At 55.7% G+C, this 23,144-nt stretch carries 19 protein-coding genes and 2 pseudogenes; 7 read left to right on the forward strand and 14 right to left on the reverse strand.

Annotated elements, in window-relative coordinates; genetic code table 11:
• Positions 1-175 precede the first annotated feature (175 nt).
• Entirely contained in the window at positions 176-670 is a 495-nt protein-coding gene (locus tag C3F42_RS14475; RefSeq protein ID WP_232888212.1) for a heme-binding protein, read from the forward strand.
• 390 nt (positions 671-1,060) lie between these two features.
• On the opposite strand, the gene C3F42_RS29370 is transcribed toward C3F42_RS14475, so the two are convergent.
• From C3F42_RS29370 to C3F42_RS14495, 5 genes are all read right to left on the reverse strand, one after another.
• Positions 1,061-1,630, reverse strand: coding sequence for a hypothetical protein (locus tag C3F42_RS29370; protein WP_158659568.1), 570 nt, complete (start codon positions 1,628-1,630; stop codon positions 1,061-1,063).
• 114 nt (positions 1,631-1,744) lie between these two features.
• Positions 1,745-2,821: a hypothetical protein gene (locus tag C3F42_RS14480; protein WP_218277426.1), complete on the reverse strand. Its 1,077-nt coding sequence runs from the start codon at positions 2,819-2,821 to the stop codon at positions 1,745-1,747.
• Positions 2,818-3,813 (reverse strand): hypothetical protein, encoded by a 996-nt coding sequence (locus tag C3F42_RS14485; protein WP_104444567.1) that lies wholly within the window; start codon positions 3,811-3,813, stop codon positions 2,818-2,820. Before C3F42_RS14485 ends, C3F42_RS14480 begins: the two co-directional genes overlap by 4 nt.
• A 415-nt stretch (positions 3,814-4,228) precedes the next feature.
• The gene (locus C3F42_RS14490) at positions 4,229-5,503 is read right to left on the reverse strand and encodes a UvrD-helicase domain-containing protein (protein WP_371920587.1); all 1,275 of its coding nucleotides are present in this window, start codon (positions 5,501-5,503) and stop codon (positions 4,229-4,231) included.
• A 100-nt stretch (positions 5,504-5,603) separates the two neighbouring features.
• Positions 5,604-7,322, reverse strand: a complete 1,719-nt coding sequence (locus tag C3F42_RS14495) for an ATP-dependent endonuclease (RefSeq protein ID WP_104444569.1) — start codon at positions 7,320-7,322, stop codon at positions 5,604-5,606.
• 194 nt (positions 7,323-7,516) lie between these two features.
• Between C3F42_RS14495 and C3F42_RS29375 the strand changes: the two genes are divergently transcribed.
• Positions 7,517-7,666, forward strand: a complete 150-nt coding sequence (locus tag C3F42_RS29375; protein WP_158659569.1) for a hypothetical protein — start codon at positions 7,517-7,519, stop codon at positions 7,664-7,666.
• Positions 7,647-8,297: a hypothetical protein gene (locus C3F42_RS29380; RefSeq protein ID WP_158659570.1), complete on the forward strand. Its 651-nt coding sequence runs from the start codon at positions 7,647-7,649 to the stop codon at positions 8,295-8,297. Before C3F42_RS29375 ends, C3F42_RS29380 begins: the two co-directional genes overlap by 20 nt.
• A gap of 353 nt (positions 8,298-8,650) precedes the next feature.
• Here C3F42_RS29380 and C3F42_RS14505 read toward each other — a convergent pair whose 3' ends face one another.
• The 3 genes from C3F42_RS14505 to C3F42_RS14515 all read right to left on the reverse strand — a co-directional run bounded on the left by C3F42_RS14505 (position 8,651) and on the right by C3F42_RS14515 (position 11,586).
• Entirely contained in the window at positions 8,651-9,034 is a 384-nt protein-coding gene (locus C3F42_RS14505; protein ID WP_104444571.1) for a hypothetical protein, read from the reverse strand.
• Positions 9,035-9,116: 82 nt separating this feature from the next.
• Positions 9,117-9,566 carry a hypothetical protein gene (locus tag C3F42_RS14510; protein WP_104444572.1) on the reverse strand — a complete coding sequence of 150 codons (450 nt, stop codon included), beginning with the start codon at positions 9,564-9,566 and terminating at the stop codon, positions 9,117-9,119.
• On the reverse strand, positions 9,553-11,586 hold the full coding sequence (locus C3F42_RS14515) for an integrase (protein ID WP_256586305.1): 2,034 nt from the start codon (positions 11,584-11,586) through the stop codon (positions 9,553-9,555). Before C3F42_RS14515 ends, C3F42_RS14510 begins: the two co-directional genes overlap by 14 nt.
• A gap of 28 nt (positions 11,587-11,614) precedes the next feature.
• On the opposite strand from C3F42_RS14515, the gene C3F42_RS14520 reads away from it, so the two are divergent.
• Positions 11,615-12,643, forward strand: coding sequence for an IS30 family transposase (locus C3F42_RS14520; RefSeq protein WP_100774681.1), 1,029 nt, complete (start codon positions 11,615-11,617; stop codon positions 12,641-12,643).
• Positions 12,644-12,730: 87 nt separating this feature from the next.
• Here the strand turns inward: C3F42_RS14520 and C3F42_RS29930 are convergent, their stop codons facing one another.
• The 3 genes and pseudogenes from C3F42_RS29930 to C3F42_RS14530 form a co-directional block, all read right to left on the reverse strand.
• Positions 12,731-13,243: a hypothetical protein gene (locus C3F42_RS29930; protein WP_256586306.1), complete on the reverse strand. Its 513-nt coding sequence runs from the start codon at positions 13,241-13,243 to the stop codon at positions 12,731-12,733.
• A gap of 36 nt (positions 13,244-13,279) precedes the next feature.
• Positions 13,280-14,293 (reverse strand): hypothetical protein, encoded by a 1,014-nt coding sequence (locus C3F42_RS29935; RefSeq protein WP_256586307.1) that lies wholly within the window; start codon positions 14,291-14,293, stop codon positions 13,280-13,282.
• Positions 14,286-15,161, reverse strand: a pseudogene (locus C3F42_RS14530) (tyrosine-type recombinase/integrase); the annotation flags it as partial. The pseudogene C3F42_RS14530 and the gene C3F42_RS29935, both read right to left, overlap by 8 nt.
• Positions 15,162-15,293: 132 nt before the next feature.
• Here C3F42_RS14530 and istA point away from each other — a divergent pair.
• Positions 15,294-16,814, forward strand: coding sequence for an IS21 family transposase (istA, locus tag C3F42_RS14535; protein WP_081273177.1), 1,521 nt, complete (start codon positions 15,294-15,296; stop codon positions 16,812-16,814).
• Entirely contained in the window at positions 16,811-17,551 is a 741-nt protein-coding gene (istB, locus tag C3F42_RS14540; RefSeq protein ID WP_064491510.1) for an IS21-like element helper ATPase IstB, read from the forward strand. The genes istA and istB overlap by 4 nt, the downstream gene beginning before the upstream one ends.
• 60 nt (positions 17,552-17,611) lie before the next feature.
• Here the strand turns inward: istB and C3F42_RS14545 are convergent.
• The 3 genes and pseudogenes from C3F42_RS14545 to C3F42_RS14555 all read right to left on the reverse strand — a co-directional run.
• Positions 17,612-18,028 (reverse strand): annotated as a pseudogene (locus C3F42_RS14545) (site-specific integrase); the annotation flags it as partial.
• Between the two features lie 132 nt (positions 18,029-18,160).
• Complete coding sequence (locus tag C3F42_RS14550) at positions 18,161-18,709, reverse strand: single-stranded DNA-binding protein (RefSeq protein WP_023629920.1); 549 nt, start codon at positions 18,707-18,709, stop codon at positions 18,161-18,163.
• Between the two features lie 9 nt (positions 18,710-18,718).
• Positions 18,719-20,113: an MFS transporter gene (locus tag C3F42_RS14555; protein WP_023629919.1), complete on the reverse strand. Its 1,395-nt coding sequence runs from the start codon at positions 20,111-20,113 to the stop codon at positions 18,719-18,721.
• 129 nt (positions 20,114-20,242) lie between these two features.
• Between C3F42_RS14555 and uvrA the strand changes: the two genes are divergently transcribed.
• Positions 20,243-23,077, forward strand: a complete 2,835-nt coding sequence (gene uvrA / locus C3F42_RS14560) for an excinuclease ABC subunit UvrA (protein ID WP_177182944.1) — start codon at positions 20,243-20,245, stop codon at positions 23,075-23,077.
• Positions 23,078-23,144 lie beyond the last annotated feature (67 nt).

Below are 23,144 nucleotides of genomic sequence, written 5' to 3' on the forward strand. Positions count from 1 at the left end.
CGGTGGCGGTGGACAGAGACCGCCAACTGTTAAGCCTAGTCAAGAATCTGGGAAGTGGGGTGACATGGATCATGGAAAGGTAATGCAATCCCACATTGCGATCAGAAACGGACTACATCTCAAGCCAGCTTTTGCTTGCTAGGTTGCTGAATCCACATGGACGAGGCACGTATGAATGAACACGAAACACTTCATGGTCGGGCTCTTGCTCGCCCTCCCGATGCACGTAACGCCCACACTGGCGGCCCCACCCAACCGGCCCGACACCCCTGCCATTTCGCCCATTAGCGCCGAGAAGGCTCGAAGCCTGGCCGCCGCCGCCGAGCGCGCCGCCCGTGCCCAGGGCTTCGCCATCGTCATCAGCATCGTCGACAACCACGGCAATCTGAAGCATTTCCACCGCATGGACGGCACCAGCAGCGGTAGTGTCCAGGTAGCGCAGCTCAAAGCCGCTACATCTGCACGCTTTCCACTTTCATCCCGCTCACTGGGTGAACGCAGCGCCGGATTGCCAGCCAATCCCTACGCTTCGCTGCCCGGTTTCACTTTGCTGGAAGGCGGGTTGCCAATCATGGATGCGAACGGCAGGCATATCGGCGGTATAGGCATCAGCGGAGCAACACCAGAGCTTGATGCACAGTTTGCCCAGGCGGCGCTCGAAGAAAGCTGACAGGCAAAAAGAAACCCGCTTCATGCCTGAAGCGGGTTTCTTGTCACAGCTCCGTTCACCTGTGGCACCTAGTGCCCACAGGCAAGGATCAGAACGGTTCTGTATACCTAGGCATAGTAAACAGGTCGAATCCACCTTTAGAACCAGTGTATTAGGTACGTATAACGATCTCCGAAAAGAAAAAACGTAAACAACTCCCCAGCAACAGGCGGATTGTTTACATTATGATTGTGTCAGCATCAGTGGTCCCGCGTCGTCTGAAGCGCCCCATCCCCACTCTCGTCGATGCAACATCATCCAACGCATGCGTGACGAAAGCGCACGCTATGGAATCAACGCACATGCGAAGCCAAAAATGGCTATTTTGCTATTGAGCTTCCCGCTTACTCATCACCCTCTACTCGACGAAGCCAAAATGCTACGCTCAACTCTAGACAACAGTAGTGGGGACAACTCACCGCTAATTTTGCATATCCCCGTCCGGGAAAACCCCACCTGACCGCTCAGACTGTTATGCCTGACGGAATAAGACGCAGATTCGACAGTAACGCCTTCCAATCCAAAGCTATCCAGATGTTCTTTATCCAACCCGACCTTCGAAGCCAGTTCTACACGCCCTACAGCAACGATACTTGGAATTCCCCCAGACATCTTTATGGAGCTTAATAATATCGGCGAGAATCCCGAAATAGCATTTAAAATAATATTTTCAGTTACCAAAACAGGCTGACAAACAAAGCCAAACCCCACTATATTCTCAAGGCAATTTAACATCTCCTTGGAAGATCTAGGCGGATTCTCCAATCTTAGCAACAACTTATCCTCTCCGACTATCTGTGCTTTCTGACGATTAGTAGAAAAAAACTCACTTCTCTGCTCCTGCCCATCAACATCAATAGATGTTGCGTACAAAGGGGTACGCCAGAAAAACTCAAAGGAAGAGGATGCTATATCCGTCATAAAGCTGCGCGTCTGACCGTCGTCTTGACGATAAGCATCTAGACGAGCAAACGTCTCTGGCAACGGCCTAGGGAATCTAATCGTATACCATTTGTACCTAGCTAACATAGCGCCTCACTTTGAGCCCGTATGCGTCTGTACAATTGATTTGGCAGCTGCCTCGACGACCCTAGTTAGCTCTTCAATCTCGAGTGCCATAGGGGGACGATATTTAGTGAACTTATTATCCGTATTAGGGTAGACCGTTTTTAACAAAACAGAGAAGCCTTCACAGTTCCTAGGGTCTGCAAACGACGCCTCCATTTTATAAACATCACCATTCCCCATCACGCGCTTGGCCAACCAACAAATTTTGACGATATAATAATCGTCTGCACCAACCAGATCCTGGAGAATGGAAGATCTGGTCACTCCGTTTCCGCGTAGAAGCACCTTCTCAATATGAGTTTCATCATCATCCGAAGACAAATCCTCATCTGAGTCCTTTGCCGGTTTCGGCTTATACACATATACATCCGTTACATCCCTGCGAGAGAATCCATTCATCTTACTCATCAATTCGATGAAAAATTCCGTACGACTCTTCGGCAATGGGACGTGGAAAAGCGATACAGTAAATTTCTCAACAGGCTGGTCCGACTTGGCCTCGACCCCATTGGCTAAATCATCTCGTAGCCCGTTAACAAATTCGTTTTGAGGCGCCACGATTGTGTAGCCGAGGTCGGTCTTGCGGATATTTATCACCGCATCTTTAACAATCAACTGGGAGAACTCAGATTTTTTATAATCATACCTAGAGTACTGAACCTCTAAGATAAAATCGTCCCCATTTCGAGTGACTTTTGCAACATCCCCGACCTTAAGAATCTGTTTCTTTAGCTCCTCAACCGCAGCCTGCACTGACTCCGGTTTTACGTCGCCCACCAGCTCTACTGTAGTAGCTCGCTCGCGACGCGGAGCAACACCGAGCTTTGAAGAAATAATCTTATGATCATAGTAGTCGTGTGTAAGCCTGGAAAAATGCTCTGCCAGGTCATCTCGCTCGGTCTTTTTAGAAACAATCGTGTTTCGATTTCTAAAGAGCTGAGCGATTGTAGCCGAGTCAACCTTATGCTTCTGCACCAGTGCATCAAAGACATTCTTGTCCGAGGCGAAGTATAGGGCTGGACCATAACTTCTATTTTTTTTCATTCTCTCCACCCCATCCACCCAGGACTGTAACCATCAACCATTGCGGGAATAGTGGTTATTTTAACGTCACCCAGCACTTGCTCCCGGATAGGATCGAATCCCCATACCCTTGCGTACTTTTCTTTCGCCGCATTAAAATTTGCAACTAGATTTTTATGGGGGTCACGGGCCGTTACACGCACCTGCACCGTCTTGTTTGATTCGAGCATCTGATAGCGAGACAAGCTATCCAGAAAATACTCAAACTCCGCAGATGATGCCCCCGTGCGGTTATAATAAACCACATAGCCAACTTGTGGATTATCTTCAGCCCCCTTGTGCTGAATAATCACGTAAGGGCTGGTGAGTGCCTCAACCGTTGCAGGCTGTGCCCACACATCGCCTTGGCGATGCCTCATAACCAGATCGGGATAGTAGAAAGAATATTCTGAGGATATCTTCTTCTGCGCAATCAAACGCATAATATCGTTCCCAATACTCACCATCCGCAAAATGTCATCAGGCCCCAGCCAATGGAGACATACATTTTCGGGAATAGGAATTGAGTCGAAACCTACTTTCTCAATCAGGCTTGAAAAAGTCGCTCTGTATTCATGATCGTGATTGTGCACGAATAGGAGACCGCGAACCTCGTACTCCTCGGAGGTGTCTATGCTGAAGGTTTCGCACCAAGATTGCGACTGCCTTGCGCACTCAATAGTCATTCCAAGAGACTTAAAGGCATCTCTTATTTTACTTTTTGTTATGGAGTCCTTTGCATAGCTTTTTAAATCTGTATGCAGGTAGATTGTGGACCCCAAATACGGATCTTGATAGTGAAAAATCAGATCGCAGGGATGTTGAGTCTTAGCATCCCCACTAGGTGTTTGATGATGCGGGCAATGGCAGTCAAAATTCTCATTGGTCCGAGGTTTTATTTCCCAAAAAAAGTAGGAAAAAATATCATCAACTAATTTTTCGGCAATTTCGCCAATGTTTACTGTTTCGGCCATCACGCATCCCTACAGAAGTCAGCCATCGTACAGGCGTATGGCCATCATAGCAGCATCTGCACCCTTCGAGCGGTCCTTCGAGCCATAGCGAAAAGGGCTGCTCCCCCCCCGCAAAAATCGAGCCCCGATCAGCTTCAAGGCTTCCTATTAGTGCTTTCTACCCTCAGGATAGCCATGCTCGCAGGCGGAGTACGTTATCCCTCAGATGCATCCAAGGAGCCGAAAATCATGAGTGTCGCATCATCCGTGAGGACCTAATCTCAGAGGCACTCAACCTTTATAACCTCTCCGAGCCACACGATACTTGGACTTGCCCCTACACGACCCCCCGTTAAATTGATGCGGCTACCAAGCGCCTGAACTCCCTCGGTGAGCGGTCGCCCTCCGCAAGTGATACGCACTGCAGTAAAGCGAATTAGAGATTAGGAACCGGGAACTCCAAGATCGGCGATTTGCTGGATATCGTAAGAGAGTGCCTGGCCCTAGAAATAGCCACGTAGAACAGTTTCGCAGCGGCAAATCTCTGCTTGGTGTAATGCGCAGCGTCAGGAATCAGCACGTGGTCAAACTCCAACCCTTTCAAGAGCAGAGGGGTTGAGATAGTTCTGGCCACTGGAGCCCTGCCCGTCAGGCTCAGGCGCTGCCTAACAGCTTCAGAGGCCGTAACCAAGCTATGATGCCGTCCTTCGACAAGCTCATTCAAAGCACGCCTCGTGTCGGCAATGAGTTCGCCACGAAATGTCCTTGAGAGAGGATGGCTCCTTTCCAACGTCAGAACGTCCAAAGCGTTCATTGCGGAGCCGTCGACCGAGAGCTTTGCCCATGCGGCATAGGTCTCGACGTCGAGCACTGGATCAGAGTGTTTCTCAGGGCTGGGGGCCGCGCGGGTAATCGCGTCATCGACCAACGACCTCAGCGCATCAGCACGTGCCTGGGGTGTTGATTCCGGCATATCCCAGATATCTGCGAAGTCCATCAGACGCCGTGCAGCAATCTCTTCGATCGCTTGAAAGGCACCTTTGGTACTTTTGGCCAGTTGATCACATGTCTTACGCCAACAATTAATCGCCGCTGTGGTACCAGATCTAGATTCGAACCCATCGAAGAACAATGACATGTCAAAAGCATCATTGCTCTGGATGTAGGTGATAGGCCCGTCTCGAAGGTCAATCGGGTGACCGACCATGAGCTTCTGCCGAGTCTCAGCAATCCATCGCCCTAGCTCCGTATTCGCGCTCGCCCAGCGGTGAGGCACTACGAGATCGAATGCTGGAGTAAAACTGGTTGCAACAGTGGTGTTCCAGGAAATTTTGGTCTCAACAAACTCAAAAATCCCCTGCATCGGATCCCCAAACACCACGGTAGGGACGATGCATGAGAGCCACATGGCAATGGAATGCTGATATTGCTCGCAATCTTGGTATTCGTCGATCAGTACTCGGTCGTAGGAGGCCTTGATTACCTCCTGAACCACAGGGCTTTGCAGGATTGATACAGCACCGAGATAAACATCGTCCCAGTTGGGCTTGGTGGGATGAAGCGCCTGCCTCCCTGAGCGACTCGGAAAGGCCTGTACATATCTCCGCGCCCACGAAGCGATGGTATCCACCACCACCGACTCACTGGGCACATGCATTCGTTTCAGGCGTGACCTAATAGCATGCACGCCCGCATGCGTATGGGTGAGCACCAAAGTCCTGCGGCCTAGCCCAGCGACCTTGGCTATCAGCTCCGTCTTCCCATGGCCGGCTGGAGCAACTACAGCCCTTCGGCTCAGGGCCAAAATCGACTCAGGCGTCACCATATAGCCACTGCTCGACAGAGTTGAGGCAAACCCCTAGAGGGGCTGCTGGCGCGCAGGCCACTATTTTCGTAACCAGGAAGGATATTGCCCGACCCCGCTCGGCATTCTTGAGCCAGCTTTTTGCTGCGGCCAGATCACTCATACGCTTACGAAATTCGGCGTGATCACTCACCAACCCCCAGTCGTTGAAGCTTTCCGAGGTATCCACCTCCGGAAACTCTTTCGCAAGGTGATCATTGAGCGTCGGCTCGCTCACAAATCCTGCGACCAAATCCAGCAGGCCATCAACCTGGTCGTTCGAAGCTGATAGAAAAACCGCCCTCTCGGTATTCAAATCCCCACCGTACTCAATGACGCGCACACCCTGGGATTTGAGTTTGGTGACAAAATGAGCTTCCAACTTACGATCGGAATCCCGGAACAGGCCAACTTGATACCCAAGAGCTCGTAGAGCTAGAGCTAGAGGCGGCCCCGCTGATCCGCCACCATCAATGATGGCGGCACCTAACTGCTCAATAGGTACGCCATCGTGCTGATCTGGGTAATGCTCTCGTATACCGAGCATCAACCCCAATTCTGTTGCCCCCTCGCAAAGAAGGATTCGGCGGGCGAATAGTGCTCGTGGAGCGCCCTTCAGAACGCGGGAAACATCCCCGCTTGAAGAGGCATGCTTGATATCAGTGATAGCTGTCGGCGATCGAGATACGATGAATAGCGAGGGCGGTGGCAACTCAGCCAGAACAACGTCCGAGTGCGTGGTCATCAAGATCTGACCTATCGCGAGCTGAGTTTTTTCCGCCTCTTTTTGCCATTTCTTCAGCTGCGCCATGGCCCCGAGGACTCGATGAGGCTCAAGTCCTTGCTCCAGCTCGTCGACCAGCACAATTGCCCCTTCATTGATGGCTGAGCGCTGCACTGCCAGGGTGGCCAAGCGCCTGGTTCCGAGCCCTGCCAAACGCAACGGTACGGAACCATCATGCAGTGCGATAGATCCGGAACTGAACCCCCCACGTCCCAGTTCAAGATCAGGGCCGTAATTCTGATTGACGTAGGCCCCCAAAGCCCGCGCAGCAGTTTCCGCAGAGGCAGCCGCTTGTGCTAGCTCAGGAATAGAACTCAAATTGGCACTTTGTCTAGCGGAGCGATAGGCATGAGCCAACATCTGCGCGGTCTCATCGTTCGCCTCAGTCATTTTAGAGAGGACTGAGCCCTGAGCCCAGGTGAGATGCCGCGCCTCGTCCCCTGCGAGGCGGACAAGACAGAACATTGCCCTATCTCTATTCGACAGCACCCTCGGAACCGGGTACCTATCGCAGACCAAAGACCACACCGGCTCCATAGTTGCGTCTACAGAAAGCCTCACTGTGAGAACAGGCTCATCGGCGTCTTCAGGCTCATCGTTCAGTTGGCCACCTTGAGAAAGGCCGCGCAGATACAGGCCGAATCGACCATCTGAAAGCAGCGCACGCGACAACTCGCCGATTGTGACTTCGACCTCGATGCCCTCAGCCGTATTGGCATGGTGGAAGTCAGACTCATTGAAGGTCATCCACCGTGGGGAAAGCGCTGCCTCAACTGCATCCAGAACGGTGGTCTTGGCACTGTCGCCTACGCCGATCAGACAGCAGATTGACTGCTCCATCAGGTTCCATTCGAGATGCTTGATGCCCCTGAAATTCTTGACCTTCAACTGCTCAACGCGCATCAATCACCTGAAAAAAGTGGCCCAATGCAATCAAGGTTAGCTGGCTCCCTAAAATTCTCCATAATCAAGTCTGCTGTCGCAGAGGCCTACAAGCAGGCAGGCCATGGAATTGACAACCTAACGATGGTTGATCAAAAATGGTCAAAGGCACCTAGTCTTTCCCTAAGGTGCCTAATCTGCATATGGAGGTGTCTATGCCCAAGGTTTCGATCGCGATGATCAAAGAAAGCAACAAGATGCTTTCTTCGTTTTCGTCGAAGAAGGTAACTGCGCGCACCTCCAACATGTCGAAGGAAGTGATCAATTCGATCATGAAGAAGGCATATGAGCGCCTGGCGCGCTGATCTGGCTGCCAGCACCTTGTCTTCAGAACCTACCGAAGCATCGAACGTATCGCCCATTTCCCCGTCCGCCACACCTGGTTCTCGGGCAGAGGCGGGAGCGGGCTCTCGCTCAATCCAAAACGATGTTTTCAACAACCTAGTGGAGTCAAATGACGACTTCCTCGGGTTGTTATCTTACTCATTGTACAAACGGCACAAGATCGAATGGATGAATGCTCATCCAGGCGAAGACTTCGAGTCGTTCAAGAAATTCGCATGTACTGCCACGCAAGTGACCATGTACAAAAACGAAGCAGAACAGATGTTCAAAAACATCGTTGACCTGACGCTGGAACAGTGTGGCAATGAGATGCGGGAGGGCATCCAGCAAAGCGAGATGGTCGCCTCAATCAACCGCCTGAATCCCACCTTCAGCGCCAAGCTAGGCAACCACCTGGTGGGTGGCGTCTGCTCCGTACTCGTTGCCCTCACATTCTATGGCATCTTCGCACTTTACTCGGCCTTCCAAGGTGGCGGTGGAGTGGAAGGCGGTGCAAAAAAAGCCATCGAATCTTACATGGAAGCTGGCAAACCAGTGGAAGCGACCCGCGAGACACTGCAGGCTCCGCCTCCATCGCAAAAGCGGCAATAACGCGCCTATTAGGTGCCCATGGACTATCCAGCATCCACCAGCTTCCTGAGAGCAGCCTTACGTGAAAAAGCTTTTGGCGCCCGCTCAACAGCATCCCTGACTGCCATCGCATCCCCGACCAAGATCACCTGAACATGTGCGCGCGTAAACATGCAAACTATGACCAGAGATGCAGGGCAAGACAATATTTGCCTGGGACGATAACGCCCCAGGCAACATAGAAGGTTCCGCCTCTTATCAGGCTGAGCGAGGTCGTGCCGCAGGCTTTTTATCAGCAGAGCAAGGCTCACGAAAACTAACTTGATCAGCCGGCATATGGTTTTTTAATCATTGCCCCCAAACCCCAACTTAACCTAGCTATTAATACGAACCTGTCGATTAGTGAAAATATTTTTAATGGTGGCCGGCTCAGCTTGCACACATGTTTTCCTTCGAACCACCTCTAAAGCCAACTCAATTCTATAATCTTCAAAATACCTGAACATATCCTCCATCGACTCCTCTACGACCAAGCCTTCATTTTTGGCAAACAGGATATGAATAATAGCTACCAGCGGCAGGGACATGCAGCCATTACTGTCAGAGTCATCTGCATCGTCGAGACCTTCAAACAGCTGCTCCAAACTCCTCTGGAGCTCATCAATCCAAAAATCATTCAAATTTGAGGGCAACGTAGCGTCACAACCTTGCTTCATGACTTCTTCCTGAAAACGTTTGAGCATATGAGCATTACTCATAGGGCACCCCTCAATTTGTAAGATATATGTTCACTACGCCAGCAGCCGAAGCATCCGAAACTCCCTCCACCTCAGCCAAAACCTATTTATGCCGCGCAACCTTAGTTACCTCTCGGTCTACTCGAGGAAGCGGAGTATTCAGGTATTCTTTTGTTAAACCCTTTAGATACGCATTATAGCCCCACGTAACGAACTGCTCGAGCAGCCGCTCATTTTCAATCTTTAATCGACTATTTTCTGCCTCTAGCCGACTAACTCGCTGACTTAACACCCCGGCTTCTACAGCAGATGGTTTTTGACCAGCCTTATAACTAGACTCGCCACCAACTCGCTGCTTAGCGACTTGATAAGCCATTTTTACACGAGCTCGCTTGTCCAGTGCCTGGCGTGTATAACGAACAAGTAGGCGCCTCTCAATCATGTCAATTAAGAGATCCCAGGTGAGCTTGCCTGACCACCCATCCAATATGGCGACGATGACTCCAATGGCATCTTCATTGAGGTTCTTTGCTCGCCCTTTAGTCATTGCCATTGTCTATTCCTTTCAAGTGGCGGGGGGGCGAAGCCTCCAAGTGGGTTTTCGCCGAACGCCCGTCCAGTGCAACCCCATCCTCTAAAGCGTGCTCCCCCCATGAGACAACGGGAACATCAGCCAACTGAATTACAGCGCCGACTGGAACCGCTGGGTTATCGAGAATCTCTGTAAGCTGTGTCAGACGTAGAACCGTTTTCTTGTGGTGATCCATCCATCGATCCGCTCCGTAGTAGCCTTTCGCGGTCGCAGCTTCAGCACGCTCCAGCAATTCTTGCGCGTCCTGTAGCCGGTGCTTCACCATCATGGCCTTGCCTTTATCACCCTTCACGCATACATGCTCATTGCAGTTGACGCAGTCCGCATGCCGTTCACATGGCGTCATCGTATAATCATGCACACAGAAGCCGAAATCAGTTGTATGGGCCGTCGGAATCTTGAGCCGTGCAAACTCATCTCGTGAAATCGGGATATTCTTTGGCAGCTTTGCCAGGGGGCCAAACATCAGAGTCTGGTCACCAATGGACTCACGAATCTTCGCCACCATTTGATCTGCGGTCACGTGGTCATACGCCTCGTTTTGACGGACATCCAGGCGACCCGACCACTTCGCAATGTCCAACTGACTCATCCCCCCTATCTGAGCCAGGGTGTTCAGGTAGTGACGGAACTGATGGGTAGATACTCGAATTCGACTACCGTCTGGTTCAGTGAGACCAAGGCGATCAAATATCGACTCAACACCATGCTTGCTTCTCGTTCCGAGTGCTGTATTGACCTGGTTGATGTTGACCGGCTCAATGACACAGCCAAATGTACCTTTTGCAGAGTGCAGCTCATTACGCCGTACTACAATGAGCGCCTCCGAGAACTTAATGCCCACCTCCGCGTTTAACAGCGGAAATCCGGCCGGCAGAAGCGCTATTGCTGCTCTTTCGACATCAGCAAATCGCGCGTACACACGGCTATCTCTCTTAATCAATAACACGTTATTTGCGGAGCACCATAGCCTCGCAAATGAGGGAGCCCCCTCCTCCAGCAAGATCGCTCGCTGAATCTCATCTAATGTCAGAAGCTCCCGACTCCTCAGATATTCCAAACCCTGAGGTAAATAAAGCCTTTCTGGATTTATCTCGTACCACAGAGCAATACGTCGAGCGCCTGCAGTCAAATTCCTGATTTTGGCAATGGCCTCCACGACAATTGGAGCCATCGACGGAATGACCCATTTAACCATTGGGTCGGCCCCCTTGGCGGGCTGCCATCGTAGGCCATAGGCACCTTTACCGCTTGACGTTTTGTCATGAACCTCACAGTTCTCAGCAAGCAATAAAACCTCATTGATACGATCAGGCGCTGAGCAAAGAATCGCGGCAATCGACGAGAACAGAACGTCATTAGGTTGGGTCGAAATATGAAACGCCTTGGGAAGCGCCTCCAATGCGGCTTGAGATGGCATTTTTTCGCTACGGCGCGTATCAAACTCAGGCCCAACACGGGTCGTGTCAATTGGTCGTTTAATAGGGTTTCGCCACGCGAGTGGAACACCGGTCAAACGGTGTTCGGACATGAACTTAGCGATCAGCTCAAGCTGAGCACCCACTCGATAGGCCGTAACGCCTGTAAGCCGCTCAGCGATAGCTCGCGCCGCTCGATTAAACGTGTCGCCATCCATCATCACCGGGCCCAGGCGACCGCTCTGCCGATGAGCCGCATCTAAGGCGCGTAACGCAGTGACACGAAAAGCAGGATTCTTCGTCGGCCGCATACCCTGCATGTAGCGGACGTAAGCCTTTGCAAAGGATACAAACGGCTCAGCCATCTGAGCCGGCAACCTGTCGTCTACCGTTTCTTGAGTAGAGAAGTAGATGCGGACCCGCTGGTTCCCACGCGCCTTCTGCTGCGTAGTGTTAGTGACGTCCCAGGCAATATCGTCAAAAGGAAGATCGGCACCGAAGATACTCAGTTGAGACCGGCTCATCGCGATAAACTCGGCGGCGGCAAAAACTGAGTGCAACACCTGACCTTTCCGGTACGGTGCTGCCACTATGTCTTATACCGAACTCAGCGTTGAAGAGCGCGCCACCATTCAAATCGGTCGTACTCAAGGCTTCAGCCTGCGTAGGATTGCCTGCTTGATCAACCGATCCCCTTCGACCATCAGCCGGGAGCTGCGCCGCAATCGAGATGTCTGTGGCGGCTACTCGGCCCACGCGGCCCAGCAGCAGATGCAGGCTCGCCGCCAGGTGTGTCGACCGAAGCGAAAGCTGTTGCCGGGTGGTGAGCGCTTCGAGTTGGTGGCGCATATGCTCCGTGAGCGTTTGTCTCCCGAGCAGATTGCCGGCAAGCTGCGCAGCATGAACATTCCCAGCCTCAGAGATGCCTACGTCTGTCGCGAGACGATCTATAACGCGATCTATGCCCTGCCGGTCGGTGAACTGCGCAAGGAGCTGATCATCTGCCTGCGGCAAAGCAAGACGACACGCCGACCGCGCTCTGGTGGTGTGGATCGGCGCGGCCAGATCCCCGAGATGGTCAGTATTCATGTGCGCCCGCCGGAGATTGAAGACAGGCAGATGCCGGGGCATTGGGAAGGCGACCTCATCAAGGGTAAGGCCAACGCCTCGTCCGTCGGTACGCTGGTGGAACGCACCAGTGGCTACCTGATGCTGGTAAAGATGAACGACGCGACGGCGACTTCGGCGCTGGAAGGCTTCAGCGCCGCGCTCAATGGCATGCCGCTGGAGATGCGAAAGAGCATGACTTACGACCAGGGCCGGGAGATGGCGCGACACGCCGAGATCACCCAAAGAACCGGCGTGGCGATCTACTTCTGCGACCCGCACAGCCCTTGGCAGCGCGGTAGCAACGAAAACATCAATGGCCTGATCCGCCAGTACCTGCCCAAAGGCACAGACCTGTCGGTACACAGCCAGGAAGAACTGAATGCCATCGCACTGCAACTGAACATGCGTCCGCGTAAGCGCTTCGACTTCAAATGCCCAATCGAAGTTATGGGCGAGGTGATGCAGAAGGCCATGGCTATGCGGCATGATGCTCCAGTTTCAATTCAATGACCGTGTTGCACTCAGCTCCTGCAACCGCCCTCGCCCATGTTTTCCGCAGCATCCCGTTCTGCCTTGGGGGTAAATACCACTAGGCTGTCAGGCATCCTTCATCTCCTCACGTCTCTCTCGAGCGAGCTGAACCACCTCGGCAACGGCAAGAATTGTTCGGTCATTTACTGTCGCTATGCGCGCATCCACCTGTGCGATCAGACGGCCACGCTCGACCAGCAGGTAGTCCAACACCGCTTCATGAGGACCATCCACCCAGGCCTGGAAGTTTTTACAGGTGTAGCACGCGATCGGAGCCATAAAACCACACGGTCCGTCACGACCACAGTTTCCCATCGGCTTCATTGTTTCATCGAAGCGGGGGTCCACAATGCGACTCGTTGGGTCATCGCCCCGGATCGCCACTGACTCGTTACCAATGACGACACCGGCAAAAGCATGAGCAAGCGGAGCCATTCGAAGCGCCACGGCACGATCAATCCGCTCGATAATTTCAGGCATGGCTTTTACATAGATGCCGACATTCTGAGTATCGCTGTGGTCGAGCAATTCAGCGATGATGAGTTCGCCATGTCCCTCTCTCGCCGCGGACGTAGCCACCGTTTGGCGGAGCCGTTTACTAGTAACCTTGATGGGTTAACCAGTGCGCTCCGAATACACCTGTAGAGCTTCGAATACCGATTTGACTCTCTTGCCGATACCCTCTGGTGACATGTGATAATGAAAGCCCGGACGAGCCTTCTTCGTCGTCTTTTTTTGAGGAAACAGGGGCGCCTGCGATGACCCAATAGAGAGCGTGTCGTCGCCCCCGAATCGTGCGCGAACATTACTCGCGTAGTCCATGAGCATTTTCCCAATAACGGGGGTGATCAGCCGCTCCTTGAATTGTTCCCGTCGCCCCGCAGCACTCCCCTGTTTAACCCGAGGCACGCGGAGCACATACTCAGTAGCTCCATCAGCCTTCGCAATTTCCCTGACATCGCATACCTTCAACAATGCGAACTGGATGTTTCGCTGCCCCAAGAGCAAACAAAGCCAGGCCAGAAGATAGTCATCCAGTGCAACCGTCCCGGCAGCAAAGGCGTCGTTAAGCGCTGCTTGCGTGGCAGAGCGCTCGATGTCAGTAAGCGGCCCCATGAGCGGGTCCATCGTCAGGACTGCAACCCCCTTGCGGTTTCCTTTGAGGCGAACGCTTTTCAGCAAGCGCACTGCATCCTTCGTTACGCCCGGGACGCCTAGACTCTCCCACTTCTTGAAAAAAGCGCTTAAGCCTCCCAGCTTCCACTCTGTTTCCCATGTCAGAGAAGCTCGATAGGTGGCGAGCTGTGGCGCATCAATGATGCCGACAGGCTGGCCCTGTGCAGCCGATACTGATAAAAGTAATCGCCTCAAATTGTCAAACAGGTTGACAGTAGTTACTGCCTGGGCGTTTTCGGCATACCAAATCAAGGGAAATTTCGCTGCCGCAATCAACTCATCTGTCGCACAACCGCTCAGCCTTTCGAAATTCACATTGATTGACTGGAGGCCATCATGGAACGTCCAACGTTTGGCATTCGGATCGAAAACTGCTCCGCTGAGCGTTCTCACTGTGGTCGGCAGGCTTAAACGAATCGACGATTGACACGTCATCGCTCGGTGTTCAGTCATCACTTGATACACCTTCTACTTGCGTACTTTGCATCGCCAAGGACACCTGCTGAGCTTTCAGTCGGACATGTCGACGGGTGTAATTCACAGAGGTCTTTGAGGTAGGTGCCCACCCCATCAAGTATGAACGCATGCGCTCTTCCTCAGCTTCGGAGACCTTCGCCTTGTCCATTACCGTCGAGAAACGGTCATTCCAAGTGTGGCGAAGAACATGCGGAGTTACAGCATCAAACTCGCCATTAAAGGCATTGCGAAGTTTCACGAAGATCGCATTCAAGGCACTGAGCGACAGAGGCGCCCCTGTGCCCATGGCGATGAACAGAAATGGGTGACGTCTTGCGCCCTCAGTGGCTCGGCGTGTGTTCGTTATGTATTCGTGCGTCAGCTTGCAAAGGCCTGGGGATAAGGGAATCTTTCGATCGCGAGTTTTGACCAATGGCTGGTCTTTTCGAGGATCCTCTGGATCGTCTGCTCGCCTGACAACCGTCAGCTCTTCCGACTGAAAGTTAATGTCGGGAATCTTTACGTTCAAAACCTCGCCACGACGCAGGCCAAGCTCATAGAACCAGCGGACCAGGAGAGCGTTTCGAATGCATGTGCCTTTCCCTTTCCAGGGGTTCTCCGGCGATGTTGGCGACGTAACATTGAGAAGTCGCTCCGCAACCTCTGGCTGAAGCCCTTCACGCTGCCCGATGGTATTTCGGCCTTTATGACGCGGCAGCCGCGCGTTCAGCGCATCTTTGCATGACGCCCATTCATTCCAAAGCCGCTCTCCCTCAGTTGCACCCAAGTGATAGCGAGCCATGTGGTATCTCACCAGCCAATCAAGATAGTCGCGAATGACCCGAATACGGTTAGCGGCGGTATGTGTTAATGGCCAATTAAACTGACCCACCTCTGGCCAACAATTTTGACCCACCCATAGTGGCATTGGCCACCGACCATGTAGCGTCACCCGCCTTATGCACAGGCCGGGGACAGATCATTGAAGGAGTGGGTTGTGATTCACAAGATCAAGGGGTTGTATGACCAGGGCCGAGGCCTGTCGGTCCGTGCCATCAGTCGTGAGCTGGGGATTTCCCGGAACACCGTACGCAAGTATCTCCACCTGGATGAGATGCAGATCAGCGCTACCATTGCTGACCCTTCACGCACCAAGGTGCTCGACGAGCACCGCGATTATCTGATTAATCAGTTGGGTCAGTTTCCAGCCCTGAGCGCAGTCAAGCTGGCCCGTCGCCTGAGGGAGCGCACCACCGAGCTGGCGGTGTCAGACCGGAGCATTCGCCGCTATGTGCAAGCGCTCAAGCAGCAGGTTGCCAGTGGCCAGTTGCGCTATTACGAGCCGGTCGTTGAGTCAGTGCCTGGCGTGCAGTGTCAGGTCGACCCCGGTGAGCTGCGAGGCGTCATGATTGGCGGCCTGGAGCGTGTCGTTCATTTTGTGGTGTTTGTGCTGTCCTGTTCACGGCTGATGTATGTCGGTCTGAACTTCCGGCCGCTGGATACCGAACGGTTTATCCAGATGCACGACGAGGCCTTCCGCTACTTCGGCGGCGTCACCGAGGAGTGCATCTACGATCAGACCAAGATGGTGGTGATCAACGAGCAGTACCGTGAGCTGACGCTGAACCAGCGCTTCCACCAGTATGCGACTACCGTCGGGTACCGCATCCATGCCTGCGAGGGCTATGACCCGGAGAGCAAGGGCAAGGTGGAGGCCGGGGTCAAGTACGTCAAGCGTGACTGCTTCTACGGCGAGCACTTCCAGGACGAGGCCGCCGTCCGACAGCACCTGAATGATTGGCTCGAGACTGTCGCCAACGCACGCGTGCACGGCACGACGGGGCAGCATCCAAGAGCGCATTTCGAGGCACTGGAGCGTAGTCAGCTCAAGCCCTATCTCGTCCCGCAGAACCTGCTGCACGTGGCGCCGACAAGGGAGACCCGCAAGGTCGACAAGACCGGCTTGATCTCATGGCAGGCCAACAAGTACTCGGTACCCATGGCCTGGCAGCAAGCCCGTGTCGGTGTCAGCGCACAGGACAACCAGTTGCTGATCCATGACCTGGAGAGCGGTGAACTCATAGCCACCCATGACCTGTGCAAGGCCAAGGGCCGGATGATCAAGAACAACAACCATTACCGAGACCATGCCCAGCGCATTACCGACCTGGAGCGCGGCATCGACTCGATCCTGCCCGATGCCCTTGGGGCAACCCTGTGCCAACTGCTCAAGCGTACTTCGCCGCGTATCTACAAGGATCAGCTGGTTGCTGCACGCGACCTGCTCATGGCCCATGCGCCGGTTGATACGGCGTTGCTCGGCGAGTTGTGCGAGCGCAGTGAACTGACCGCCACCGGGCTCAAGCGCTACCTCGAAGCATGGCAGCAAGCCAAGGCGCGGGGCCGGATCATCGGCGACCATGACTATGCGCCAGAGGCCGGTAGCCAGGTTAGTCACGCCGACCTGAACGCTTATGCCCGCATTGGCCAGTCGACTGGCCACGGGGTGACCCAATGAGCCTGCTCGACAGCACTATCGCGCAGTACCGAAGCCTGCGCCTCAGCGCGACCGCGGGTGAGCTGGCCACCCTGCTGGCCAGAGCCGAAGCCAATGAACTGTCCTACCTGAGCTTCGCCCAGTCACTGGTCGAGCATGAGCTTAACGCCCGCTCCAGTAGCCGCGTAAGCCGCAACCTCAAGCAGGCGCAGTTCCCCTCGGAGAAGCATCTGGAGGCCTTCGATTACCGGCACCAGACCACCATCACCAAGCGCCAGGTCAGCACCTTGCTGGACTTCAGCTTTATCGACAACCGCGACAACCTGGTGTTCATCGGACCACCGGGTGTGGGCAAGACCCACTTGGCCATTGGGATTGGCCACAAGGCGGTTCAGGCGGGCTACAAGGTGCTGTTCCGCACGGCTCTGGCGTTGGTCGAGGATCTGGAGCTGGCGGAAATGAAGGGCGAGCTGAAGAAGCGCCTTAATCAGCTGAGCAAATACGACGTGCTGATCATCGATGAGCTGGGCTACCTGCCGATGACGCGCCAAGCCCGGTACAACCTGTTCCAGTTAATCAACAACCTGTACGAGTACCGCTCGGTCATCCTGACCACCAACAAGGACTTCACCAGCTGGGGCGAGTTCTTCCATGACGACAACGTGGCCGTGCCCATCATCGACCGCGTGATCCACCATTCACACATCTTTATGCTGGGAGGTGAGAGCTATCGTTTGAAGCAGAAAACCGGCGGTTAGCGGTGAGCAAGTGGGTCAATTCTATTGGCCAAAAGTGGGTCAAAATTAATGGCCATTGACAGTATGACCCGCCACCTCAGCGGGAACAGGTTGTCGTTGAAGAAGTCGCACACTTTCTGCGGAGGTTTTACGAATGGATTGCGGAGAAGGACAAAGTGAACTGTGCTTCAGCTGATCCGCGACAGGCCGCCTGCAGTGCCGGACAAGTTCGTCGAGCTCGCTTAGACGAAAAACCCCGCCCTGTCGGATCCGATGCTCAATATCAATCCCGCTCGAGTCGAGGAATAGCTGCAGTACCATGATCGACCGCAAGACCTGGTCAATCGTATTGCTTGCTCTGTTGGTAGCTCGAATCTCGCTGAGCACGTAAACAGATGGCTCGAATAGGGGAGCACCCGTGGCCAGTGCAATGAGCACCGGCAAGCGCTCCCCGGACGTCAACAAGAGCGTCTTTACCGCGTAGGAATTGAGGGCCATTTGTTTACACCTTCGAAAGGTAAACACTTAACAAATGTAGCCCTTACGCCACAAAAATCTGTTAACAACAAAAAAGCGAAGCCAAATCAATGGCTTCGCTTTTATTGTTTACAGTTCTGAAAAAGCTGGGTTTCAGAACGGAATATCGTCGTCGAAGCTGTCGAAGTCAGCGGCAGGCTGCGGAGCCGGCTGTTGCGGCGCTGGGCGCTGCGGCGCTTGTTGCGGGCGCTGGGCCTGCTGACGCGGAGCCTGGTTGTACTGTTGCTGCTGACCGCCCTGGTTGTAGTTGTTGCCACCACCCTGGTTGTACTGGTCGCCACCGCCCTGCTGGCCCTGCGGACGACCGCCGAGCAGCTGCATGGTGCCGTTGATGTCGACGATGATCTCGGTGGTGTAGCGCTTGATGCCGTCCTTTTCCCACTCGCGGGTCTGCAGCTTGCCCTCGATGTAGCACTGCGAACCCTTGCGCAGGTATTCGCCGGCGATTTCGGCGACCTTGCCGAACAGCGAGACACGGTGCCACTCGGTGCGCTCGACCTTCTGGCCCGACTGCTTGTCGGTCCACTGCTCGCTGGTGGCCAGGCTCAGGTTGGTCACGGCGTTACCGTTGGGCAGGTAGCGGACTTCGGGATCCTGACCGCAGGTACCGACCAGAATGACTTTGTTAACCCCACGGGCCATAACGTTCTCCTAGGCTTCGCACGCCGCAGAGGCTGGGTTCACCAGACGCTCGAGGGTCGCACGGTCCAAAATTTTCGTATCCAGTTTGATATAGATGGCGGCTTCTTCTGCCACCACCACAGCGTCGGTCACACCCGGCACGGCCATCAGGCGCTCGGTCAGCCCGGCTTCCCGGACCGCTTCCGGCGTCAGCGGCATGCGCAGGCTGGTCACGTACGGCGGCTCGTTCATGCGCAACGCCGTCAGCAGCCAGAAGGCGCACAAGCCAGCGCAGCCGAGGAACACCATGCTCAAGCCACCGTGCTGGAACAACCAGCCACCGAGGATGCCACCCAGTGCCGCGCCAAGGAACTGGCTGGTGGAGTACACCCCCATCGCCGTGCCCTTGCCGCCGGCAGGCGACACCTTGCTGACCAGCGAAGGCAAGGATGCCTCCAGCAGGTTGAATGCAGTAAAGAATACCACGGTGCCGATCACCAGTCCGCGCAAGTTGTCAGCCCACTGCCAGAAGAACACCTCCACCAGCAGCAGGACACTGACCGCGCCGAGCAACACGCGTTTCATCTTGCGCTTCTTTTCCCCGTAGATGATGAAGGGGATCATTGCAAAAAATGAAACCAGCAGCGCGGTCAGGTACACCCACCAGTGCTGCTCCTTGGGCAGCCCGCCTCGCTCGACGAAGGCCAGGGGCAGCGCCACGAAGCTGGCCATCAGGATGGCGTGCAGCACGAAAATACTGATGTCCAGGCGCAGAAGGTCCGGATTGCGCAGGGTCGGGCCGAGGGCCTGGCGGGCGACACCGGACTCGCGATGGCTCAGCACACTGTGCGAGCTGGGCACGACGAAGGCGATCAGCGCGATGCCGACCAGGGCAAGTCCTGCAGTGGCCAGGAATAATCCTGACAAACCAAAGGCGCGGGTCAACAGCGGGCCGACCACCATCGCCACGGCGAACGACAAGCCGATGCTCATGCCGATCATGGCCATGGCCTTGGTCCGGTGCTGTTCGCGGGTCAGGTCGGACAACAGCGCCATGACCGCCGCGGAAATCGCCCCCGCGCCCTGCAGGATGCGCCCGGCGATAACGCCCCAGATCGAGTCGGCCTGGGCCGCCAGCACACTGCCCAGGGCGAAGATCACCAGCCCCACATAGATCACCGGTCGGCGACCGATGCGGTCGGAAACCACCCCGAACGGAATCTGCAGCACCGCTTGCGTCAGACCATAGGCGCCGATGGCCAGGCCGATCAGGGCCGGTGTGGCGCCGGCCAGGTCCATGCCGTAGGTGGCCAGCACCGGCAGCACCATGAACATGCCCAGCATACGAAAGGCAAAGACCAGGGCCAGGCCGCTCGCGGCGCGGGTTTCGCTGCCACTCATGCGCTCGTTGTGGGTGTCGTGCATGGATTAACCTCGTGTGAACCGGCGGCGATTCTAACAGTCCGACGCCTTGACGGCATATACGCGACGCTTTGCCGCGTACTGGCAGCGCGCCGTATACTGCTTTGTTTATGCCCGCCGAGCGAGGCCGTAGTGGACAAGATCCTGATCCGTGGGGCGCGTACCCACAACCTGAAGAACATCGACCTGACCCTGCCCCGGGACAAACTGATCGTGATCACCGGCCTGTCCGGGTCCGGCAAGTCCTCGCTGGCGTTCGACACGCTTTACGCCGAAGGCCAGCGACGCTATGTCGAGTCGCTGTCGGCCTATGCCCGGCAGTTCCTGTCGATGATGGAAAAGCCCGACGTCGACACCATCGAAGGATTGTCGCCGGCCATCTCCATCGAGCAGAAGTCGACCTCGCACAACCCGCGCTCGACCGTCGGCACCATTACCGAGATCTACGACTACCTGCGCCTGCTCTATGCCCGCGTCGGCACCCCGCGCTGCCCGGACCATGACATCCCGCTTGAGGCGCAAACGATCAGCCAGATGGTCGACCTGGTGCTGGAAAAGCCCGAAGGCAGCAAGCTGATGCTGTTGGCGCCGGTGATCCGCGAGCGCAAGGGTGAGCACTTGGCGGTGTTCGACGAGCTGCGCGCCCAGGGTTTCGTACGCGCCCGGGTCAACGGCAAGCTCTACGAGCTCGACGAGTTGCCCAAGCTCGACAAACAAAAGAAACACAGCATCGATGTGGTGGTAGACCGCTTCAAGGTCCGCGCCGACCTGCAGCAGCGCCTGGCCGAGTCCTTCGAGACCGCGCTCAAGCTGGCCGACGGCATCGCCCTGGTGGCGCCGATGGACGACGAGGAAGGCGAAGAAGTGATCTTCTCGGCGCGCTTCGCCTGCCCGGTGTGCGGCCATGCGATCAGCGAGCTGGAGCCGAAGCTGTTCTCCTTCAATAACCCGGCTGGCGCCTGCCCGACCTGCGATGGCCTGGGGGTCAAGCAGTTCTTCGACACCAAGCGCCTGGTCAACGCCGAGCTGACCTTGGCCGAAGGCGCGATTCGCGGTTGGGACCGGCGCAACGTCTATTACTTCCAGATGCTCGGCTCGCTGGCCGCGCATTACGGCTTCAGCCTGGAAGAACCATTCGGCGAGCTGTCCGCCGAGCACCAGAAGGTCATCCTGAACGGCAGTGGCAAGCAAAGTGTCGACTTCAAGTACCTCAACGACCGTGGCGACATCGTCAAGCGCTCGCACCCGTTCGAAGGCATCGTGCCGAACCTTGAGCGTCGCTATCGCGAGACCGAGTCGGCCACCGTGCGTGAAGAGCTGGCCAAGTTCCTCGGCACCCAGCCCTGCCCTGATTGCCGCGGCACCCGCCTGCGCCGCGAAGCGCGCCATGTCTGGGTGGGCGAGAAGACCCTGCCGGCAGTGACCAACCTGCCGATCGGCGAAGCCAGCAACTACTTCGGCGCGCTGACCCTCACCGGTCGGCGTGGCGAGATCGCGGCGAAGATTCTCAAGGAGATCTGCGAGCGCCTGCAGTTCCTGGTCAACGTAGGCCTCGACTACCTCACCCTCGACCGCAGCGCCGATACCCTGTCTGGAGGCGAGGCCCAGCGCATCCGCCTGGCCAGCCAGATCGGCGCAGGCCTGGTGGGCGTGATGTACATCCTCGACGAGCCCTCGATCGGCCTGCACCAGCGCGATAACGACCGCTTGCTGGCGACGCTCAACCACCTGCGCGACCTCGGTAACACGGTGATCGTGGTCGAGCACGACGAGGACGCCATCCGCCTGGCCGACTACGTGGTGGACATCGGCCCGGGCGCTGGTGTGCATGGCGGGCAGATCGTCGCCGAGGGCTCGCCCGAGGAGGTGATGGCGCATCCCGACTCGCTGACCGGCAAATACCTGTCCGGGCGCAAGAAGATCGTCGTGCCGGCCAAGCGCACCCCGCGCAACAAGAAACTGTCGCTCAAACTCAAGGGCGCGCGCGGCAACAACCTGCAGAACGTCGACCTGGAAGTGCCGATCGGCCTGCTGACCTGCGTGACCGGTGTGTCCGGCTCGGGCAAATCGACGCTGATCAACAACACCTTGTTCCCCCTGGCCGCCACCGCCCTCAACGGCGCGAGCAGCCTGGAAGCGGCGCCGCACGCCAGCGTCGATGGCCTACAGCACCTGGACAAGGTGGTCGATATCGACCAAAGCCCGATCGGCCGTACGCCACGGTCGAACCCCGCGACATACACCGGCATCTTCACGCCGATCCGCGAGCTGTTCGCCGGCGTGCCGGAATCGCGCTCGCGCGGATACGGTCCGGGGCGCTTCTCGTTCAACGTCAAGGGTGGTCGCTGCGAGGCCTGCCAGGGCGACGGCCTGATCAAGGTCGAGATGCACTTCCTGCCTGACATCTACGTGCCGTGCGACGTGTGCAAGAGCAAGCGTTACAACCGCGAGACCCTGGAGATCAAGTACAAGGGCAAGAACATCCACGAAGTGCTGGAAATGACCATCGAGGATGCCCGCGAGTTCTTCGACGCAGTACCTGCCCTGGCGCGCAAGCTGCAGACCCTGATGGATGTGGGCCTGTCGTATATCAAGCTGGGGCAATCGGCGACCACGCTGTCGGGCGGCGAAGCGCAGCGGGTCAAGCTGTCTCGCGAGCTGTCCAAGCGCGACACTGGCAAGACCCTGTACATCCTCGACGAACCCACCACTGGCCTGCACTTCGCCGACATCCAGCAACTGCTGGATGTACTGCACCGCCTGCGTGACCACGGCAATACCGTGGTGGTGATCGAGCACAATCTGGATGTGATCAAGACCGCCGACTGGCTGGTGGACCTGGGGCCGGAAGGCGGGTCCAAAGGCGGCCATATCATTGCCTGTGGCACCCCAGAGGAGCTGAGCAAGATGAAGCAGTCGTACACTGGCCACTACCTCAAGCCGCTGCTTGAGCGTGACCGGGCCTGAGTGCCGCCGGCGACATGAAAAAGCCCCTGGTACCATCGGTGCCAGGGGCTTTTTCGTAGGGCTGTGG

It is taken from the genome of Pseudomonas sp. PONIH3 (genome assembly GCF_002934345.1).
Taxonomy (GTDB): Bacteria; Pseudomonadota; Gammaproteobacteria; order Pseudomonadales; family Pseudomonadaceae; genus Aquipseudomonas; species Aquipseudomonas soli.